This is a genomic window from Kribbella albertanoniae (assembly GCF_004348455.1).
GTDB lineage: Bacteria > Actinomycetota > Actinomycetes > Propionibacteriales > Kribbellaceae > Kribbella > Kribbella albertanoniae.
The window spans coordinates 39,988-58,916 of sequence record NZ_SMKA01000011.1 but is presented as its reverse complement, the minus strand read 5'-3'; the positions used below and the strand labels follow the sequence as shown (position 1 = coordinate 58,916).

Below are 18,929 nucleotides of genomic sequence, written 5' to 3'. Positions count from 1 at the left end.
GCACCAACGGCCAAGGGGGGCCACTTCGTGAAACCCTTCCGCGAACAGAACCAGGTGACGATCGGCGTCGTCGGCCTGACGGTGCTCGGGCTGATCATGCTGGCCGCGTTCAAGGCGCAGGACCTGCCGCTGATCGGTGGCGGGACCAAGTACTCCGCGCAGTTCTCCGAGGCCGGTGGCCTGAAGCCGAAGGACGAGATCCGGGTGGCCGGCGTCCGGGTCGGGCAGGTCCGCAAGGTCGAGCTCGACGGCACCCACGTCCGGGTCGACTTCGTCATCGACAAGGGCGTGAAGCTCGGCGACCAGACCGGCGCCGAGATGAAGATCAAGACCCTGCTCGGGCAGAAGTACCTGAAGCTGAACCCGGCCGGTGGTGGCCAGCTCAAGGCCGGTGCGGAGATCCCGCTGGCCCGGACAGTTTCGGCGTACGACGTCGTGGACGCGTTCTCGGATCTCGCGAACACGACCGAGCGGATCGACACCGCGCAGCTGGCGAGGGCCCTGGACACCCTTTCGACGACGTTCAAGAACACTCCGGAGGAGGTGCAGGCCTCGCTCACCGGCCTGTCCCGCCTCTCCCGGAACGTGGCGAAGCGCGACGAGCAGCTGAAGCTCCTGCTGCAGCACTCGAACACGGTCACCAAGGTGCTTGCCGACCGCAACCAGCAGCTGATCAAGCTGATGAAGGACGGCAACACCGTCTTCCAGGCCGTGCAGGCCCGGCGGGCGCTGATCCATTCGCTGCTGGTCTCGACGCAGAAGCTGTCCGCGCAGATCACCGCGCTGGTCCGGGAGAACCGCAAGGACCTCGGCCCGACCCTGCAGAAGGTGAACGCGGTCCTCGGCGTGCTGCTGAAGAACCAGAAGGATCTGGACGCGAGCATCAAGGGGCTCGCGCCGTTCATCAAGCTGTTCACCAACACGCTCGGCACCGGGCCCTGGTTCGATGTCTACCTGCAGAACCTGGTGCCGGTGCCCGAGGTGCCACTGCCGAAGGTCGATCTCGGTCTGCCGCCGATCCTGGGAGGCACCCGATGACGAAGGTCTCGTCGTTCTCCCGGCTGATCGCGATCGCCGTGGTCGTGGTGATCCTCGCGATCAGCGTGATCTCGCTCTGGCCGAACCCCGAGCGGGTGTCGGCGACGGCGTACTTCCCGCGGGCGGTGTCGGTCTATCCCGGGTCCGATGTCCGGGTCCTCGGCATCAAGGTCGGCGAGGTGGAGAGCGTCACCCCGGCCGGCCGGACGATCCGGGTGAAGTTCTGGTGGGAGGCCAAGCACAAGGTGCCGGCCACGGCGAAGGCCGTGATCGCAGCGCCGTCGATCGTCGCCGACCGGTACGTGCAGCTCACCCCGGTGTACTCCAAGGGCGAGGTGATGGCAGACGGGGCGGAGATCCCGATCGAGCGCACCGCCGTCCCGCTGGAGCTCGACCAGATCTACCAGAGCCTCAACGACCTGTCCGTCGCGCTCGGTCCGAAGGGCGCCAACGACCAGGGCGCGCTGTCGCGGCTGCTGGACGTCTCGGCGAAGAACCTGAACGGTCAGGGCGCGAAGCTCAACCAGACGATCACCGACGTCTCCAAGCTGACTGGGACGCTGGCCGGCAACTCGGAGAGCCTGTTCGCGACGATCCGGCAGCTGCAGACCTTCGTCTCCGCGCTCGCCGCGAACGATGCGCTGGTCAAGCAGTTCAACACGAACTTCGCCGCGACGTCGACGACGCTGGCCGGAGAGCGCAAGGACCTGACGGCTGCGCTGTCGCTGCTGGCGGCCGCGCTCGGCGAGGTCGCGACGTTCGTGAAGGAGAACCGGGCCCTGGTGAAGAACACCGTCTCCGGGGCCACCGAGATCTCCCAGATCCTGGTCAAGGAGAAGGCCGCACTGGCCGAGATCCTCGACACCGCGCCGCTGGGGCTGGGCAACCTGGCCCGGATCTACAACCCGCAGTTCGGCACGCTGGACCAGCGGATCAACCTGGCCCAGCTCGACAACCCGTCGTCGTTCATCTGCTCGCTGCTGCTGCAGGTGAACCAGCCGATGTCGACCTGCTCGCTGCTCAAGCCGGTGCTGGACTCACTACCGAAGCTGCCGCTGCTCAGCCAGCTGACCGGCAGCGCGCCGGCCAGCGGTGGACCAGCCGGTACGCCGTGGGCCGCGGCCGGTGGCGTCGAGCAGCCCAAACCGACCAGCCCGGACCCCGTTGACCCGACGCTCGGAGGCCTGGTCCGATGAGACGTCGTACGGCGCGAGTGCCCAGCGTCGGCCGTGCTTCGGCGCTTGCGGCGCCCAGGCACGCACCTCGCGGCACCGGAGGAACAGCCACGATGGAAAAGCATCGAGGCCGCTCCTCCGGCACCCCGATGCACGCACCTGAACACCGCAATCGCTCGAACCACAGCCGACGCTGGGCACTAGTTGCCGGAGCGCTCGCGATGGCGATGGCGCTGACCGGGTGTGACTTCAGCGTGTACTCGTTGCCGTTGCCCGGTGGCGCGAAGATCAAAGGGCCGTCGTACACGGTCACTGTCGAGTTCACCGACGTCCTGGACCTGGTGCCGAAGTCGACGGTGAAGGTCGACGACGTGACGGTCGGCATGGTCGAGAAGGTCTGGCTCGAGGGGTACGTCGCCAAGGTGCGGATCCGGTTGCCGAAGAGTCTCGAGCTGCCGGACAACGAGCGCGCGACGATCCGGCAGACCAGCCTGCTCGGCGAGAAGTTCGTGTCGCTGGCGAAGCCGACCGGGCAGGAGGCTCCGCGCGGCCGGCTCGACGACGGCGAGGTCATCCCGCTGTCCCGGACGACCAGCAACGTCGAGGTCGAAGAGGTCCTGGCCGCGCTGTCCCTGCTGCTGAACGGCGGCGGTGTCGCGCAGCTGCAGATCATCACCCAGGAGCTGAACAAGGCGCTCACCGGGAACGAGCCGGCCATCAAGAGCGTGCTCACCCAGCTCGACACCTTCGTCGGCACCCTGGACCAGAACAAGCAGAAGATCGTCACCGCGATCACCGCGGTGGACGCGCTGGCCAAGAAGCTGAACGCCCAGAAGGAGACGCTGGCGACCGCGATCGACTCGCTGCCGAAGTCGATCGCAACCCTGGACAAGCAGCGGGCCGCGCTGGTCAAGACGCTGCAGGCCCTGTCCACACTGGGCAGCACGGCGACCCGGGTGATCACCTCGGCGCAGAAGGACCTCGTCGCGAACCTGCAGTCGCTGTACCCGATCCTGACGAAGCTGGCCGAGGCAGGGGAGAACCTGCCGAAGTCGCTCGAGCTGCTGTTCACCTATCCGTTCCCGGATGCCGCGGCACGGGGTGTCAAGGGTGACTACACGAACCTCGGTATCACCTTGGACATCAACACCCAGAAGCTGCTGAAGGGCCTGCTCGGCCTGGACCTGCCGACTGTCGGGCCGACCGCACTGCCGACCGGCAACATCAGTCTGCCGGTGCACAACCCGACGACGACCAAGCCAGGCGCCAAGCCGACCGGGATCGCCACCACCTGCGTGACCGTGCTCCTGCTGCCGGTTTGTGGCCCGAAGCTGAACCGGGCCGGGTTCGATCCCGACCTGGCCCGCGCACTGATGCCGGGGGTGGTGAAGTGATCACCAAGGGAGTCCGGATCCAGCTGATGGTGTTCTTGCTGATCACCGTCGTCGGGATCGCGTTCGTCGGCGCGAGGTACGCCCAGATCGACAAGCTGCTGTTCGACCAGGACTACACGGTCAGCGCCAGCTTCGCCGAGTCCGGCGGCATCTTCGAAGGCGCCGAGGTGACGTACCGCGGCCAGCCGGTCGGCCGGGTCGGCGAGCTGAAGCTGCTGCCCGACGGCGTACTGGTCGCCCTCGACATCGACAAGAAGACCAACAAGATCCCGAACGACCTGCTCGCCGTGGTGGCGAACCGGTCCGCGATCGGCGAGCAGTACGTCGACCTGCAGCCGCGCCGCGACGAGGGTCCGTACCTGAAGGACCACTCGCGGATCGACCGGGAGGACACCGCGATCCCGATCGACACCACCGAGCTGCTGCTGAACCTCGACCAGCTGGTCAACTCCGTGAACCAGGACAGCCTGCGGACCACGATCAAGGAGCTCGGGGCCGCACTCAAGGGCCGCGGGACCGACCTGCAGAAGATCATCGACAGCTCCGGCCGGCTGATCGACGACGCGGACGCGAACATCCTGCAGACGATCAAGCTGATCAACGACGGCGACACCGTGCTGGCCACCCAGGTGGCCAGTGGTGACGCGATCAAGACCTGGGCGAAGAACCTCGCGCTGCTGTCCGACGCCCTGGTCGGCTCGGACGCGAACCTGCGCAAGGTGATCGACCAGGGTTCGGCCGCGTCGACCCAGATCACCGGCCTGATCCAGGACAACCGGGCCGACATCGCGGTGCTGCTGGGTAATCTGCTGACGGTGAACCAACTGACCGCGGTCCGGCTCGACGCCGTCGAGCAGCTGCTGGTGGTGTATCCGGCGGTGTCCATGGGCGGATACGTCGTACCGGCCAAGGACCCGGGGACCGGGCACTACGACGCCCACTTCGGGCTCGTGCTCGGAGTGTCCCCACCGGCCTGCCGGGCCGGCTACTCCAAGGACAACTGGCGGGTGCCGCAGGACACCGCGGACACCAAGGTCAAGAACGCATCCTGTACGGCGTCGCCGTCGAGCGGCGTGAATGTCCGGGGTGCGCAGAACGCGCCGAGCCCGTCGTCGCGCCAGGACCGGAACCGGACCGGCTACGGCATCGGCTACGACCCGGCGACCGGCGCGGCGGGTGGCTCGGGCGGGATGCCGGAGATGATCCTCGGCTCGACCGGCGGACAGCAGGACCTGCTCGGCAGTGATTCCTGGAAGGCTCTCATTCTCGGACCGGTGACCGGCAAGTGACTTCGGGCAACTCCCGGCGGGGCAGGCTGATCGTGGCATGGGCGCTGAGCGTCCTACTGGTGTTCGCCCTGGCCGCCGCAACCCTCTCGGTGATCGCGCTGCAGAAGCAGCGCCAGGACAAGGCGCTGCGCGAGGGCGCGATGAAGTCCGCGCGGCAGCTCGCGCTGGACTTCACCACCTACAACTACGAGACCTGGGATGCGGACTCGAAGCGGGTGCTCGACAACTCCACCGGGCAGTTCCGGCAGGAGTTCGAGTCCGGGATCCAGGCGGTGAAGACCGACGTGGCGGCGAACAAGGCCACTTCGAAGGGCGATGTGAAGGAGGCCGGGGTGGTGTCCGGGGACAAGGACTCGGCCGAGGTCCTGGTGATCGTGAATGCGCTCGTCACCAACACCGCGTCGACCAACGGGGTCGAACGCCGGTACCGGATCAAGCTGGACATGGTTCGCGAGAAGGACCGCTGGCTGACGGCTGACCTGCAGGTGGTGGGCTGATGCCGGACCGGCCACGCAACCGCCCGCGGATCGCCGGCCAGCGCCGTACCGGCGTCTCTCCGGCCGCCGCGGAACCACGCGACGAACCGCTCGAAGAGGCACCTGAGGTTGTGACTCAGGACACAGCAGAGGCTGCAGAGGTCCCTGCCGAAGAGCCTGAGGCGAGCTCAGCGACTACCGAAAGTAGCGAAACAGGTCCGCTCGGGGGCACCCTGTACGCCGTCCTCGGCGTCCTGATCGTGCTCGTGCTGACCGTGGCGGCGGTGCTCGGAGTGCAGGCCTGGCAGGGTCGGCAGGCCGAGGAGGCCCGGGGCCAGGCGGCCGCGGCCGGGCGGAAGGCGGCCGAGACCGCGCTCAGCTACGACTACCGGGATCTGGACAAGAGTTTCGCGGCGGCGCGGGCGACGATGACCCCGGAGTTCGCCGGGAAGTTCGACGAGACCGCCAAGGTGGCAGGCGAACTGGCGGCCAAGTCCAAGGCGACCGTGAAGGCCGAGGTCCGCGAGGTCGGGGTCCGCGACGGCGACGCCGACCGGGTCACGCTGATCATCTTCGTGAACCAGACCACCACCAGCACGATCACGCAGGGTAAGCCCCGGGTCGATCTGAACCGGACCCGGTTCACGATGGTCCGAAAAGACGGCCGATGGCTGGTCCAGGAGATCGCCGGACTGTAGTCTCTTTGTGACTCCGCACCAGAAGGACGCCGGGAGTCTCGTGGGTGATCTACCCACTGGAGACACCGGGTCGGTCCTTGACGGAAAGGGTGGTCCGAGGCAAACTATCGGACCCCATTGGACAGGCTTGCCTGTATCGGGTAGCCTATTGCTTTGCGCTGCCTTTCTCCCACCTCAGCTTGAATCTCGATTTGACTGGGGTGGTTTGGCCTGCGCTCCCAGCACCGCAAGTGCCAGCACCGAAGTTCCGCAACGAATACCTTGCGAGCCCGTGGAAGGACGCCCCTTGGTCGCCTCGCGCAACCCCCAGTCCGACAGCATTTCCGACGTTTCCGGCTCTCCCCGCCGTATCTCCTTCGCGAAGATCGCACAGCCTCTCGAGGTTCCCGATCTGCTCGCGCTGCAGGTGGACAGTTTCGACTGGCTGGTCGGTAACGAAACCTGGCAGGCCCGCGTGGCCGCCGCCGAGGCCGAAGGACGGACCGAACTGTCCGGCCCCTCCGGCCTGGAAGAGATCTTCGAGGAGATCTCCCCGATCGAGGACTTCAGCGGCACCATGTCGCTGTCGTTCCGCGACCACCGTTTCGAGCCGCCGAAGAACACGGTCGACGAGTGCAAGGAGCGCGACGTCACCTACTCGGCGCCGCTCTTCGTCACCGCCGAGTTCATGAACAACGAGACCGGCGAGATCAAGAGCCAGACCGTCTTCATGGGCGACTTCCCGCTGATGACGCGCAAGGGCACCTTCGTGATCAACGGCACCGAGCGTGTCGTCGTCTCGCAGCTGGTCCGCTCGCCCGGTGTGTACTTCGAGCGCACGCCGGACAAGACGTCCGACAAGGACATCTTCACCGCCAAGGTGATCCCGTCACGCGGTGCGTGGCTGGAGTTCGAGGTCGACAAGCGGGACATGGTCGGTGTCCGGCTGGACCGCAAGCGCAAGCAGAACGTCACCGTGCTGCTGAAGGCCCTGGGCTGGACCGACGCGCAGATCCTCGAGGAGTTCGGCGAGTACGAGTCGATCCGCCTCACCCTGGAGAAGGACCACACCTCCGGGCAGGACGACGCGCTGCTGGACATCTACCGCAAGCTGCGTCCGGGCGAACCGCCGACGCGCGAGGCCGCACAGGCGCTGCTGGAGAACTACTACTTCAACGGCAAGCGCTACGACCTGGCCAAGGTCGGCCGCTACAAGATCAACAAGAAGCTGGGTCGCGACGAGACCCACGACACGGCCGTGCTGACGATCAACGACATCGTCGCCACGATCAAGTACCTGGTCGCCCTGCACGAGGGCAAGACCGAGCTGCCCGCGCCGACCGGTGAGATCGTCGTCGAGGAAGACGACATCGACCACTTCGGCAACCGCCGTCTGCGGACGGTCGGCGAGCTGATCCAGAACCAGCTGCGCACCGGCCTGGCCCGGATGGAGCGCGTGGTCCGGGAGCGGATGACGACCCAGGACGTCGAGGCGATCACGCCGCAGACCCTGATCAACATCCGTCCGGTGGTTGCGGCGCTGAAGGAGTTCTTCGGGACCTCGCAGCTGTCGCAGTTCATGGACCAGACCAACCCGGTCGCCGGTCTGACCCACAAGCGTCGCCTGAACGCGCTCGGCCCGGGTGGTCTGAGCCGTGAGCGGGCCGGCTTCGAGGTCCGCGACGTGCACCCGTCCCACTACGGCCGGATGTGCCCGATCGAGACCCCGGAAGGCCCGAACATCGGTCTGATCGGCTCGCTCGCGTCGTACGGCCGGGTGAACCCGTTCGGATTCGTCGAGACGCCGTACCGCAAGGTCGTCGAGGGTCTGGTCACCGACCAGGTGGACTACCTGACCGCCGACGAGGAAGACCGCTTCGTCATCGCGCAGGCCAACGCGGCGCTGACCGACGACAGCCGGCTCGCCGAGGACCGCGTGCTGGTCCGTCGCCGGCACGGTGAGGTCGAGCTCGCGCTCGTCGCGGACGTGGACTACATGGACGTCTCCCCGCGCCAGATGGTGTCGGTCGCGACGGCCCTGATCCCGTTCCTCGAGCACGACGACGCCAACCGCGCGCTGATGGGTTCGAACATGCAGCGCCAGGCGGTGCCGCTGATCACCTCGGACGCGCCGCTGGTCGGAACCGGCATGGAGTACCGCGGTGCGGTCGACGCCGGTGACGTGGTCGTGTCGGAGAAGGCGGGTGTGATCAAGGAGGTCTCGGCCGATCTGATCGAGATCGCCGCCGACGACGGCACCTACCAGACCTACCGGCTGCAGAAGTTCCGTCGCTCGAACCAGGGCACCTGCATCAACCAGCGTCCGCTGGTCGACGCCGGTCAGCGGGTCGAGATCGGTTCGCCGCTCGCCGACGGTCCGTGCACCGACGAGGGCGAGATGGCCCTCGGCCGGAACCTGCTCGTCGCGTTCATGCCGTGGGAGGGTCACAACTACGAAGACGCGATCATCCTGTCGCAGCGCGTCGTCCAGCAGGACCTGCTGACCTCGATCCACATCGAGGAGCACGAGGTCGACGCCCGCGACACGAAGCTGGGTCCGGAGGAGATCACCCGGGACATCCCGAACGTCTCCGACGAGATGCTGGCCGACCTGGACGAGCGCGGCATCATCCGGATCGGCGCCGAGGTCACCACCGGTGACATCCTGGTCGGGAAGGTCACGCCCAAGGGCGAGACCGAGCTGACCCCGGAGGAGCGGCTGCTGCGCGCGATCTTCGGTGAGAAGGCGCGCGAGGTCCGCGACACGTCGCTGAAGGTTCCGCACGGCGAGCAGGGCACCGTCATCGGCGTCCGGGTCTTCGACCGGGACAACGGCGACGAGCTGCCGCCGGGCGTCAACCAGCTGGTCCGCGTCTACGTGGCCCAGAAGCGCAAGATCTCCGTCGGTGACAAGCTCGCCGGACGTCACGGCAACAAGGGCGTCATCTCGAAGATCCTGCCGGTCGAGGACATGCCGTTCATGGAGGACGGCACCCAGGTCGACATCATCCTGAACCCGCTGGGCGTGCCCGGCCGGATGAACGTCGGTCAGGTCCTCGAGACGCACCTGGGCTGGGTCGCCAGCCGCGGCTGGAAGGTCGACCCGGACAGCAAGGAAGAGTGGGCCCAGCGGCTGATCAAGATCGGCGCCGGCGAAGCTCCTCCGATGACCAACGTCGCCACCCCCGTCTTCGACGGTGCGCGGGAGGAAGAGGTCACCGGCCTGCTCGGCTCGACCCTCCCCAACCGCGACGGCGACCGGATGGTCAACAGCACCGGCAAGGCGCGGATGTTCGACGGTCGTTCGGGTGAGCCGTTCCCGGAGCCGGTCGGCGTCGGCTACATGTACATGCTGAAGCTGCACCACCTGGTGGACGACAAGATCCACGCCCGCTCGACCGGTCCGTACTCGATGATCACGCAGCAGCCGCTGGGTGGTAAGGCGCAGTTCGGTGGTCAGCGGTTCGGCGAGATGGAGGTGTGGGCCCTCGAGGCCTACGGTGCCGCCTTCGCGCTGCAGGAGTTGCTCACGATCAAGTCGGACGACGTGGTCGGTCGGGTCAAGGTCTACGAAGCGATCGTCAAGGGCGAGAACATCCCGGAGCCGGGTATCCCGGAGTCCTTCAAGGTTCTGGTCAAGGAAATGCAGTCTCTGTGTCTGAATGTCGAGGTCCTCTCGTCCGACGGAAGCCGGGTCGAGATGCGCGACAGCGAAGAGGACGTCTTCCGTGCTGCGGAGGAACTGGGTATCGACCTGTCCCGGCGTGAGCCGAACAGCGTCGAAGAGGTCTGAGCGGGTTGCCGCTCTCGATCACTAGCCAACTTTTCTCAGACCAACTTTTTACGGGAGATAACACATCGTGCTCGACGTGAACTTCTTCGACGAGCTTCGGATCGGCCTGGCCACTGCGGACGAAATCCGCCAGTGGTCGCACGGCGAGGTCAAGAAGCCGGAGACGATCAACTACCGGACGCTCAAGCCTGAGCGTGACGGCCTGTTCTGCGAGAAGATCTTCGGTCCCACCCGGGACTGGGAGTGCTACTGCGGTAAGTACAAGCGCGTTCGCTTCAAGGGCATCATCTGCGAGCGGTGTGGCGTCGAGGTCACCCGCTCCAAGGTGCGGCGTGAGCGGATGGGCCACATCGAGCTGGCCGCGCCGGTCACCCACATCTGGTACTTCAAGGGTGTCCCGTCGCGACTCGGCTACCTGCTCGACCTCGCCCCGAAGGACCTCGAGAAGGTCATCTACTTCGCGGCGTACATGATCACCGACGTCGACGACGAGGCACGGCACCGTGACCTCGCGTCGTTGGAGGGCCGGACCGACGTCGAGCGCAAGCAGCTCGAGAACCGGCGTGACAACGACATCGAGACCCGGATGAAGAAGCTCGAGGAGGACCTCGCGCAGCTCGAGTCCGAGGGCGCGAAGGCCGACGTCCGCCGCAAGGTGAAGGAAGGCGCCGAGCGTGAGGTCAAGCAGCTGCGCGACCGTGCGCAGCGCGAGATCGACCGCCTCGACGAGGTCTGGACCCGGTTCAAGAACCTGAAGGTCCAGGACCTCGAGGGTGACGAGATCCTCTACCGTGCCATGAAGGAGCGTTTCGGCAAGTACTTCGCCGGAGCGATGGGCGCGGCCGCGATCCAGCGCCGGCTCGAGACCTTCGACCTGAAGGCCGAGGCCGACAACCTGCGCGAGACGATCAAGACCGGTAAGGGCCAGCGCAAGACCCGCGCCCTGAAGCGGCTCAAGGTCGTCACCGCGTTCCTGGCCACCAACAACAGCCCGATGGGTATGGTCCTGGACTGCGTCCCGGTCATCCCGCCGGACCTGCGGCCGATGGTCCAGCTCGACGGTGGCCGGTTCGCCACCTCCGACCTGAACGACCTGTACCGCCGGGTGATCAACCGGAACAACCGCCTCAAGCGGCTGCTCGACCTCGGTGCGCCCGAGATCATCGTCAACAACGAGAAGCGGATGCTGCAGGAGGCCGTCGACGCACTGTTCGACAACGGCCGTCGTGGCCGTCCGGTCACCGGCCCGGGCAACCGGCCGCTGAAGTCGCTGTCCGACATGCTCAAGGGCAAGCAGGGTCGTTTCCGTCAGAACCTGCTGGGCAAGCGAGTCGACTACTCGGGCCGTTCGGTCATCGTCGTCGGCCCGCAGCTGAAGCTGCACCAGTGCGGTCTGCCGAAGGCGATGGCGCTGGAGCTGTTCAAGCCGTTCGTGATGAAGCGGCTGGTCGACCTCAACCACGCGCAGAACATCAAGTCCGCCAAGCGGATGGTCGAGCGTCAGCGCGCCCAGGTCTGGGACGTGCTGGAAGAGGTCATCACCGAGCACCCGGTGCTGCTGAACCGTGCGCCTACCCTGCACCGGCTGGGTATCCAGGCGTTCGAGCCGCAGCTGATCGAGGGCAAGGCGATCCAGATCCACCCGCTCGTCTGCTCGGCGTTCAACGCCGACTTCGACGGTGACCAGATGGCGGTGCACCTGCCGCTGTCGGCCGAGGCCCAGGCCGAGGCGCGGATCCTGATGCTCTCGACGAACAACATCCTGAAGCCGGCCGACGGCCGTCCGGTCACGATGCCGACGCAGGACATGATCATCGGCATCTACTTCCTGACGATGCTGAAGGACGACGCGCTGGGTCAGGGCCGGGCGTTCAGCTCGGTCGCCGAGGCCATCATGGCCTTCGACCGCGGTGAGCTGTCGCTGCAGGCCAAGATCACCCTGCGGCTCACCGGCGCGGGTGCGCCGGAGGGCTCGGACGAGCTGTCCAACGGCGGGTTCTCGCTGGAGACCACGCTGGGCCGGGCGCTGTTCAACGAGACGCTGCCGGCGGACTACACGTTCGTCAACCTCGAGGTCGGCAAGAAGCAGCTCGGCGGGATCGTCAACGACCTGGCCGAGCGGTACACGAAGGTCGAGGTCGCACACGCCCTCGACGCGTTGAAGGACCTCGGTTTCCGCTGGGCCACCCGGTCCGGTGTCACCGTGTCCATCGACGACTTCAGCACGCCGCCGTCCAAGCCGGAGATCATGGCGCGGTACGAGGCGCAGGCCGAGAAGGTCCAGAAGCAGTTCGAGCGGGGTCTGATCACCTCGTCCGAGCGGCGTCAGGAGCTGATCGAGATCTGGACCGGAGCCAACGCCGAGGTCGGCAAGGCGATGGAGGAGAACTTCGAGAAGCACAACCCGATCTGGATGATGGTCCACTCGGGCGCCCGCGGAAACATGATGCAGATCCGGCAGATCGCCGGTATGCGTGGTCTGGTGGCCAACCCGAAGGGCGAGATCATCGCCCGTCCGATCAAGGCCAACTTCCGTGAGGGCCTGAGCGTCGTCGAGTACTTCATCGCGACGCACGGTGCTCGTAAGGGCCTGGCCGACACCGCGCTGCGGACCGCCGACTCGGGGTACCTGACCCGTCGTCTGGTGGACGTCTCGCAGGACGTCATCATCCGCGAGGAGGACTGCGGCACCGAGCGCGGTCTGCCCAAGCAGATCGGTGAGGACGGTCCGGACGGCCGCGTCGTACACGCCGAGAACGTCGAGACCAGCGCGTACGCACGGACGCTGGCCACCGACACGGCCGGGGCCGACGGCAGCATCGTGCTGACCGCGGGCGCCGACCTGGGCGACGTCTCGATCGCGAAGCTGATCGAGGCCGGGGTCAAGGAGGTCAAGGTCCGCTCCGTGCTGACCTGTGACGCCAAGACCGGTACCTGCGCCAAGTGCTACGGCCGCTCGCTGGCGACCGGCAAGCCGGTCGACATCGGTGAGGCCGTCGGCATCATCGCGGCCCAGTCCATCGGTGAGCCGGGCACGCAGCTGACGATGCGTACCTTCCACACCGGCGGCGTCGCGGGTGATGACATCACCCACGGTCTGCCGCGTGTCGTCGAGCTGTTCGAGGCCCGTCAGCCGAAGGGCAAGGCGCCGATCTCCGAGGCGGCCGGCCGGATCTCGATCGAGGACACCGACAAGACCCGGAAGCTGGTGCTCACCCCGGACGACGGTTCCGAGGAGGTCGCCTACCCGGTGTCGAAGCGTGGTCGTCTGCTGATCGAAGAGGGTCAGCACGTCGAGGTCGGCCAGCAGCTCATGCAGGGCACGCCGGACCCGCAGGAAGTGCTGCGGATCCTGGGTGTTCGCAAGGCGCAGGAGCACCTGGTGGACGAGGTCCAGGCCGTGTACCGGTCGCAGGGTGTGGCCATCCACGACAAGCACATCGAGATCATCGTCCGGCAGATGCTGCGCCGGGTCACGGTGATCGAGTCCGGTGACGCGAACCTGCTTCCGGGTGAGCTCGCCGACCGGATCCTGTTCGAGGGCGAGAACCGTCGCGTGGTCTCCGAGGGTGGGACGCCGGCTTCCGGCCGTCCGGTCCTGATGGGTATCACCAAGGCCTCGCTGGCCACCGAGTCGTGGCTGTCGGCCGCCTCCTTCCAGGAGACGACCCGCGTCCTGACCGAGGCCGCGATCCACGGCAAGTCCGACTCCCTGGTCGGTCTGAAGGAGAACGTCATCATCGGAAAGCTGATCCCGGCGGGTACCGGCATGGACCGTTACCGCAACATCCGGGTGGAGCCCACCGAGGAGGCGAAGGCCGCGATGTACTCGATGGTCGGCTACGAGTCGTACGACTACGACTTCGGCCCGTCCGCCGGGCAGTCGGTCCCGCTCGACGACTTCGACCTCGGTTCGTACCAGAACTGATCAGAGTCATCCCTGTCCGGGGCGGTGGGGCGGGGAAAGAAGTAACGCAGTACGGCGGCATCCCCTCGGGGGTGCCGCCGTACCGGCGTTTTCGGGGTGATCCGCCGAGCCGGTACGACCTTGAGCACGGTTCGACTGTTTCGGCGGCTGCCAGATGGTTGATGGGTGCTCAAGGTGACTGTCGGCCCGCGATCTCGGGCACCTGTTGCTGGGGTGGTTCAAACGCTTTGCGGGTAAGGGAAATCGGACGTTTCGGATCGTAACTGCGGGGACACTCGGGGTGGCGGTTCGAAGTGTCGGGGGGATAGTCCAAGATTGGGTCATGACGGATCTTCCGGCCTACCTGCGGCCCTTCGTCCTAGGTGAACTGGGCGGGCCTGAAGTCAGGGTCGACAGGCTTGGGAAGCTCGACATCTACCGGCCCACCGGCAGCGCCCGGACCGGTGCGATTCTCTTTGTGCACGGTGGTCCTGCACCTCCCGATCCCGGGGCGACGCCCCGGGACTGGCCGGTGTTCAAGGGCTATGCGACCGCCGCCGCTCGCCGTGGAGCGGTGGCCGCCGTCGTCGATCACAGCCTCATCGGCGGCCTGGACAAGCTGTCCACGGCCGCGGACGAGGTGGAGGCAGCGATCGGCGTACTGCGTTCTGATCCGCGCGTCGACCCGGACCGGGTCGTGCTGTGGTTCTTCTCCGGTGCCGGTCTGCTGGCGGGGGAGTGGCTGGACAGCCGCCCCGACTGGCTGCGCGGCGTCGCCCTCACCTATCCGCTGCTCGCCACCCCACCCGGTGTCGACGATCTGGTCAACGCTGCCGAAGTCATCGGCAAACACAAGGACTTGCCGGTGCTGCTCACCAGGGCCGGGCTGGAGCGGGCAGAGCTCGCCGGCCCTGTTGCGGAGTTCGTCTCCGCGGGTGGCACCGCGCTGGACATCATCGACGTACCGAAAGGGCACCACGGGTTCGACATGCTCGACCACACCGAAGAATCACGCGCCGCCGTCACCAAGGCTCTGGACTGGGCGATCGCCCACCTGGGCGAAGAGCCGGGGACCCAGGGCGACCTCCTCGTCCCGCCACCGAAGGCCAGGACGACAACCACCAGCACCCGGCGGACGCCGGCTGCCACCAAGCCGAAACCCGCACCGGTCAAGGAAGAAGCCGAGCCTCTGCCTGTCATGGCGGAGCCGGTCGTGACTGAGCTGCCGGAGCCGGTGACGACCGAGCCGGCCGAGACTGCTTCCGCGAAGCCGGTAGCTGCCGCACCCGCCAGTGCGCAACTGCCGGAGACGGCCGACCTGCTCAGCAGCATCTCCAGCTCCTTCAGTGGCGGCGACACCGCCGCCGCGCGGGTGGTCGGACGTGAGCACTCGGCCTACGCAGCGCACGATCTGGAGGCGTTCCTGGCAATGTATGCGCCGACCGCGCGGATCTCGTTTGCCGACGGCACCGAGTTGAAGGGCCGCCGGTTCCTCCGCGAGCTCTACCGGCCGCTGTTCGACGCCGGCCGTTGCAAGACCGAGGTGGTGCAGAAGCTGATGGTCGGCGAGTGGGTGGTCGAGCACCAGGTTGCGCACGACAGCGGTGAGCCGATGGCCCGGCTCGGGCTCTACCGGGTCTCCGAAGGCCTGATCACGGACGTCGAATTCCGCTCCTGAGCCGGTCCGGATGAGACGGTGATCCGCCTGCTGGACGTTCTGCGGCGCCGCGCGAGCGGCGCCGATCCAGCGGCCCACTGGTCTTGCGGTGATACCTGCTGCGGGGGCGGTGAGAGGGACGCCGGGAAGCCTGTAGACTGGACCAGCGGTTCCGCCTCACCACAGCGCAGTCAGTCATTTTGACCGTGCTGGAGGCAGCCGCTAGTCTTAACGATCGTGCCCGGGTCATCCTGGGCCGTCATGCGTGCCCCTCGTGACATTCAGGGTGTGCGCGCGTGGCATGGGACTCCTGCCGACAGTCTGAAAGATTACGGCTCCGGTACGCCCGTGTGCACGCGACACACCCGACCGCGGGGGTCAGGCACAACAGCATGAGCAGAAAGCCGGACGACAGAAAGAGACCTACGCGGTGCCCACCATTCAGCAGCTGGTCCGCAAGGGCCGCCAGGACAAGGTGTCCAAGAACAAGACGCCCGCCCTGAAGGGTTCCCCTCAGCGTCGCGGTGTGTGCACGCGCGTCTACACCACCACGCCGAAGAAGCCGAACTCGGCCCTTCGCAAGGTCGCGCGTGTCCGCCTGACCAGCGGCATCGAGGTCACCGCGTACATCCCCGGCGTCGGCCACAACCTGCAGGAGCACTCGATCGTGCTCGTGCGTGGCGGTCGTGTGAAGGACCTGCCCGGTGTCCGGTACAAGATCATCCGCGGTTCGCTCGACACCCAGGGTGTGAAGAACCGTAAGCAGGCTCGTAGCCGTTACGGCGCGAAGAAGGAGAAGAGCTAATGCCGCGCAAGGGTCCCGCCCCGAAGCGGCCGGTCATCATCGACCCGGTCTACAGTTCGCCGCTCGTCACCCAGTTGATCTCGAAGATCCTGGTCGACGGCAAGAAGCAGATCGCGCAGAGCATCGTCTACACGGCCCTCGAGGGCACGAAGACGAAGACGGGCACCGACCCGGTCATCACGCTCAAGCGCGCGCTCGACAACGTCAAGCCGAGCATCGAGGTGAAGTCCCGCCGCGTCGGTGGCGCCACCTACCAGGTGCCGATCGAGGTCAAGCCGGGCCGTTCGAACACGCTGGCCCTGCGCTGGCTGACGTCGTACTCCCGCGCTCGTCGCGAGAAGACGATGGCCGAGCGCCTGATGAACGAGATCCTGGACGCCTCCAACGGTCTGGGTGCTTCGGTCAAGCGCCGCGAGGACACGCACAAGATGGCCGAAGCCAACAAGGCCTTCGCTCACTACCGCTGGTGATCCGGGGTCCGCTCCGGACCTCCGCACGCACACTTTTTATGCAGCTCAGAATCGAGAGGTAGACCACCGAGGTGGCCGTACAAATCACCACCGACCTGGCCAAGGTCCGCAACATCGGAATCATGGCTCACATCGACGCCGGTAAGACGACGACGACGGAGCGGATCCTCTTCTACACCGGTATCACGTACAAGATCGGTGAGGTCCACGACGGCGCTGCCACGATGGACTGGATGGAGCAGGAGCAGGAGCGCGGCATCACGATCACGTCCGCCGCGACGACCTGCACCTGGAAAGACCACACCATCAACATCATCGACACCCCGGGGCACGTCGACTTCACCGTCGAGGTGGAGCGCTCGCTGCGCGTCCTCGACGGCGCCGTCGCCGTGTTCGACGGTGTCGCCGGTGTCGAGCCGCAGTCCGAGACCGTGTGGCGCCAGGCGGACCGGTACGGCGTACCGCGGATCTGCTTCGTGAACAAGCTCGACCGCACCGGCGCGGAGTTCATGCGCTGCGTCGACATGATCATCGACCGGCTGGCCGCGACACCGCTGGTGCTGCAGCTGCCGATCGGCGCCGAGTCCGACTTCATCGGCGTCGTCGACCTGGTCGGCATGCGGGCGCTCACCTGGCGTGGCGAGACCACGATGGGCGAGGACTACGCGGTCGAGGAGATCCCGGCCACCCACACCGAGATCGCGGCCGAGTGGCGCGACAAGCTGATCGAGACGCTGGCCGAGGCCGACGACGAGATCATGGAGATGTACCTGGAGGGCACCGAGCCCACCCAGGAGCAGGTCGTGGCCGGCATCCGCCGCGCGACGATCGCCTCCAAGCTGACCCCGGTGCTGACCGGTACGGCCTTCAAGAACAAGGGCGTCCAGCCCCTGCTCGACGCGATCAACGCGTTCCTGCCCAGCCCGCTCGACGTTCCGGCCATCGAGGGCCACGACGTCAAGGACGGCGAGCTGGTCGTGCTGCGCAAGCCGGACGACAGCGAGCCGTTCTCGGCGCTGGCGTTCAAGATCGCGGCCGACCCGCACCTGGGCAAGCTGACCTTCATCCGGGTGTACTCCGGCAAGCTCGAGACCGGCACGCAGGTCCTGAACCCCACCAAGGGGCGCAAGGAGCGGATCGGCAAGATCTACCGGATGCACGCGAACAAGCGTGAAGAGATCGCCTCGATCGGCGCCGGCCACATCGTCGCCGTGATGGGTCTGAAGGACACCACCACCGGTGAGACGCTGGCCGACCCGAGCAAGCCGGTCGTGCTGGAGTCGATGCAGTTCCCGGCACCGGTGATCTCGGTCGCCATCGAGCCGAAGTCGAAGGGCGACCAGGAGAAGCTGGGCGTCGCGATCCAGCGGCTCGCCGAGGAGGACCCGACCTTCCAGGTCCGGACCGACGAGGACACCGGCCAGACGATCATCGCCGGGATGGGTGAGCTGCACCTCGAGGTGCTGGTCGACCGGATGAAGCGCGAGTTCCGCGTCGAGGCCAACGTCGGCAAGCCGCAGGTCGCCTACCGCGAGACGATCAAGAAGAAGGTCGAGAAGGTCGACTACACGCACAAGAAGCAGACCGGTGGTTCGGGTCAGTTCGCGCGTGTGATCATCAACATCGAGCCGACTTCGGTCGAGGCCGGTGGCGAGGGCGGTTACGAGTTCGTCAACGCCGTCACCGGTGGCCGCATCCCCCGGGAGTACATCCCGTCGGTGGACGAGGGCGCCCAGGAAGCGATGGAGTTCGGCGTCCTGGCCGGCTACCCGATGGTGGACGTCAAGGTCACGCTGACCGACGGCGCCTACCACGACGTCGACTCCTCGGAGCTCGCGTTCAAGATCGCCGGTTCGATGGCCTTCAAGGATGCCGCCCGCCGGGCGAATCCGGTCATCCTGGAGCCGATGTTCGCGGTCGAGGTGATCACCCCCGAGGACTACATGGGTGAAGTGATCGGCGACCTCAACTCCCGTCGTGGCCAGATCCAGTCGATGGACGAAGGCCCCGGTGGCAGCCGGGCTATCAAAGCCTCGGTTCCGCTGTCCGAGATGTTCGGGTATGTCGGGGACCTGCGGTCGAAGACCCAGGGCCGTGCGTCGTACTCGATGCAGTTCGATTCCTACGCCGAGGTTCCGAAGAACGTGGCGGAAGAGATCATCAAGAAGGCCCGCGGCGAGTAATCTCGCTCCGGTCCAACCAACCCACAGCGCGTCGGCGTACGGCGTAAGTCAACACTTTCCAGGAG

General features: G+C 66.6%; 12 protein-coding genes. All 12 read left to right on the top strand.

Translation table 11 applies throughout. The annotated features are described in order from the left end of the window. Positions 1–27: 27 nt before the first annotated feature. The 12 genes from E1261_RS05275 (at position 28) to fusA (ending at position 18,864) form a co-directional block, all read left to right on the top strand. Entirely contained in the window at positions 28–1,038 is a 1,011-nt protein-coding gene (locus tag E1261_RS05275; RefSeq protein WP_132402690.1) for an MCE family protein, read from the top strand. Continuing rightward, complete coding sequence (locus E1261_RS05270) at positions 1,035–2,234, top strand: MCE family protein (RefSeq protein WP_238176016.1); 1,200 nt, start codon at positions 1,035–1,037, stop codon at positions 2,232–2,234. The genes E1261_RS05275 and E1261_RS05270 overlap by 4 nt, the downstream gene beginning before the upstream one ends. Positions 2,235–2,326: 92 nt before the next feature. Continuing rightward, positions 2,327–3,607, top strand: coding sequence for an MCE family protein (locus E1261_RS05265; RefSeq protein WP_238176015.1), 1,281 nt, complete (start codon positions 2,327–2,329; stop codon positions 3,605–3,607). Continuing rightward, entirely contained in the window at positions 3,604–4,896 is a 1,293-nt protein-coding gene (locus E1261_RS05260) for an MCE family protein (RefSeq protein ID WP_132402687.1), read from the top strand. Before E1261_RS05265 ends, E1261_RS05260 begins: the two co-directional genes overlap by 4 nt. A 32-nt stretch (positions 4,897–4,928) precedes the next feature. Then, complete coding sequence (locus E1261_RS05255; protein ID WP_238176014.1) at positions 4,929–5,393, top strand: hypothetical protein; 465 nt, start codon at positions 4,929–4,931, stop codon at positions 5,391–5,393. Next, positions 5,393–6,070, top strand: a complete 678-nt coding sequence (locus tag E1261_RS05250; protein WP_132402681.1) for a hypothetical protein — start codon at positions 5,393–5,395, stop codon at positions 6,068–6,070. The genes E1261_RS05255 and E1261_RS05250 overlap by 1 nt, the downstream gene beginning before the upstream one ends. A gap of 286 nt (positions 6,071–6,356) precedes the next feature. Further along, positions 6,357–9,842, top strand: a complete 3,486-nt coding sequence (rpoB, locus tag E1261_RS05245; protein WP_132402753.1) for a DNA-directed RNA polymerase subunit beta — start codon at positions 6,357–6,359, stop codon at positions 9,840–9,842. A 67-nt stretch (positions 9,843–9,909) separates the two neighbouring features. Then, entirely contained in the window at positions 9,910–13,770 is a 3,861-nt protein-coding gene (locus E1261_RS05240; RefSeq protein WP_132402678.1) for a DNA-directed RNA polymerase subunit beta', read from the top strand. Between the two features lie 322 nt (positions 13,771–14,092). After that, the gene (locus E1261_RS05235; protein WP_132402675.1) at positions 14,093–15,427 is read left to right on the top strand and encodes a nuclear transport factor 2 family protein; all 1,335 of its coding nucleotides are present in this window, start codon (positions 14,093–14,095) and stop codon (positions 15,425–15,427) included. Between the two features lie 409 nt (positions 15,428–15,836). Next, entirely contained in the window at positions 15,837–16,211 is a 375-nt protein-coding gene (gene rpsL / locus E1261_RS05230; protein ID WP_012923692.1) for a 30S ribosomal protein S12, read from the top strand. Beyond that, the gene (rpsG, locus tag E1261_RS05225) at positions 16,211–16,681 is read left to right on the top strand and encodes a 30S ribosomal protein S7 (protein ID WP_132402672.1); all 471 of its coding nucleotides are present in this window, start codon (positions 16,211–16,213) and stop codon (positions 16,679–16,681) included. Before rpsL ends, rpsG begins: the two co-directional genes overlap by 1 nt. Before the next feature lie 122 nt (positions 16,682–16,803). Beyond that, the gene (gene fusA / locus E1261_RS05220; RefSeq protein WP_238176019.1) at positions 16,804–18,864 is read left to right on the top strand and encodes an elongation factor G; all 2,061 of its coding nucleotides are present in this window, start codon (positions 16,804–16,806) and stop codon (positions 18,862–18,864) included. The last annotated feature ends 65 nt before the right edge of the window (positions 18,865–18,929 follow it).

Bases quoted from the DNA above. Each gene is read 5' to 3' on its own strand.
- E1261_RS05270 (WP_238176016.1), top strand. From the start codon at position 1,035: ATGACGAAGGTCTCGTCGTTCTCCCGGCTGATCGCGATCGCCGTGGTC.
- E1261_RS05265 (WP_238176015.1), top strand. From the start codon at position 2,327: ATGGAAAAGCATCGAGGCCGCTCCTCCGGCACCCCGATGCACGCACCT.
- E1261_RS05250 (WP_132402681.1), top strand. From the start codon at position 5,393: ATGCCGGACCGGCCACGCAACCGCCCGCGGATCGCCGGCCAGCGCCGT.
- E1261_RS05235 (WP_132402675.1), top strand. From the start codon at position 14,093: ATGACGGATCTTCCGGCCTACCTGCGGCCCTTCGTCCTAGGTGAACTG.
- rpsG (WP_132402672.1), top strand. From the start codon at position 16,211: ATGCCGCGCAAGGGTCCCGCCCCGAAGCGGCCGGTCATCATCGACCCG.
- fusA (WP_238176019.1), top strand. From the start codon at position 16,804: ATGGCTCACATCGACGCCGGTAAGACGACGACGACGGAGCGGATCCTC.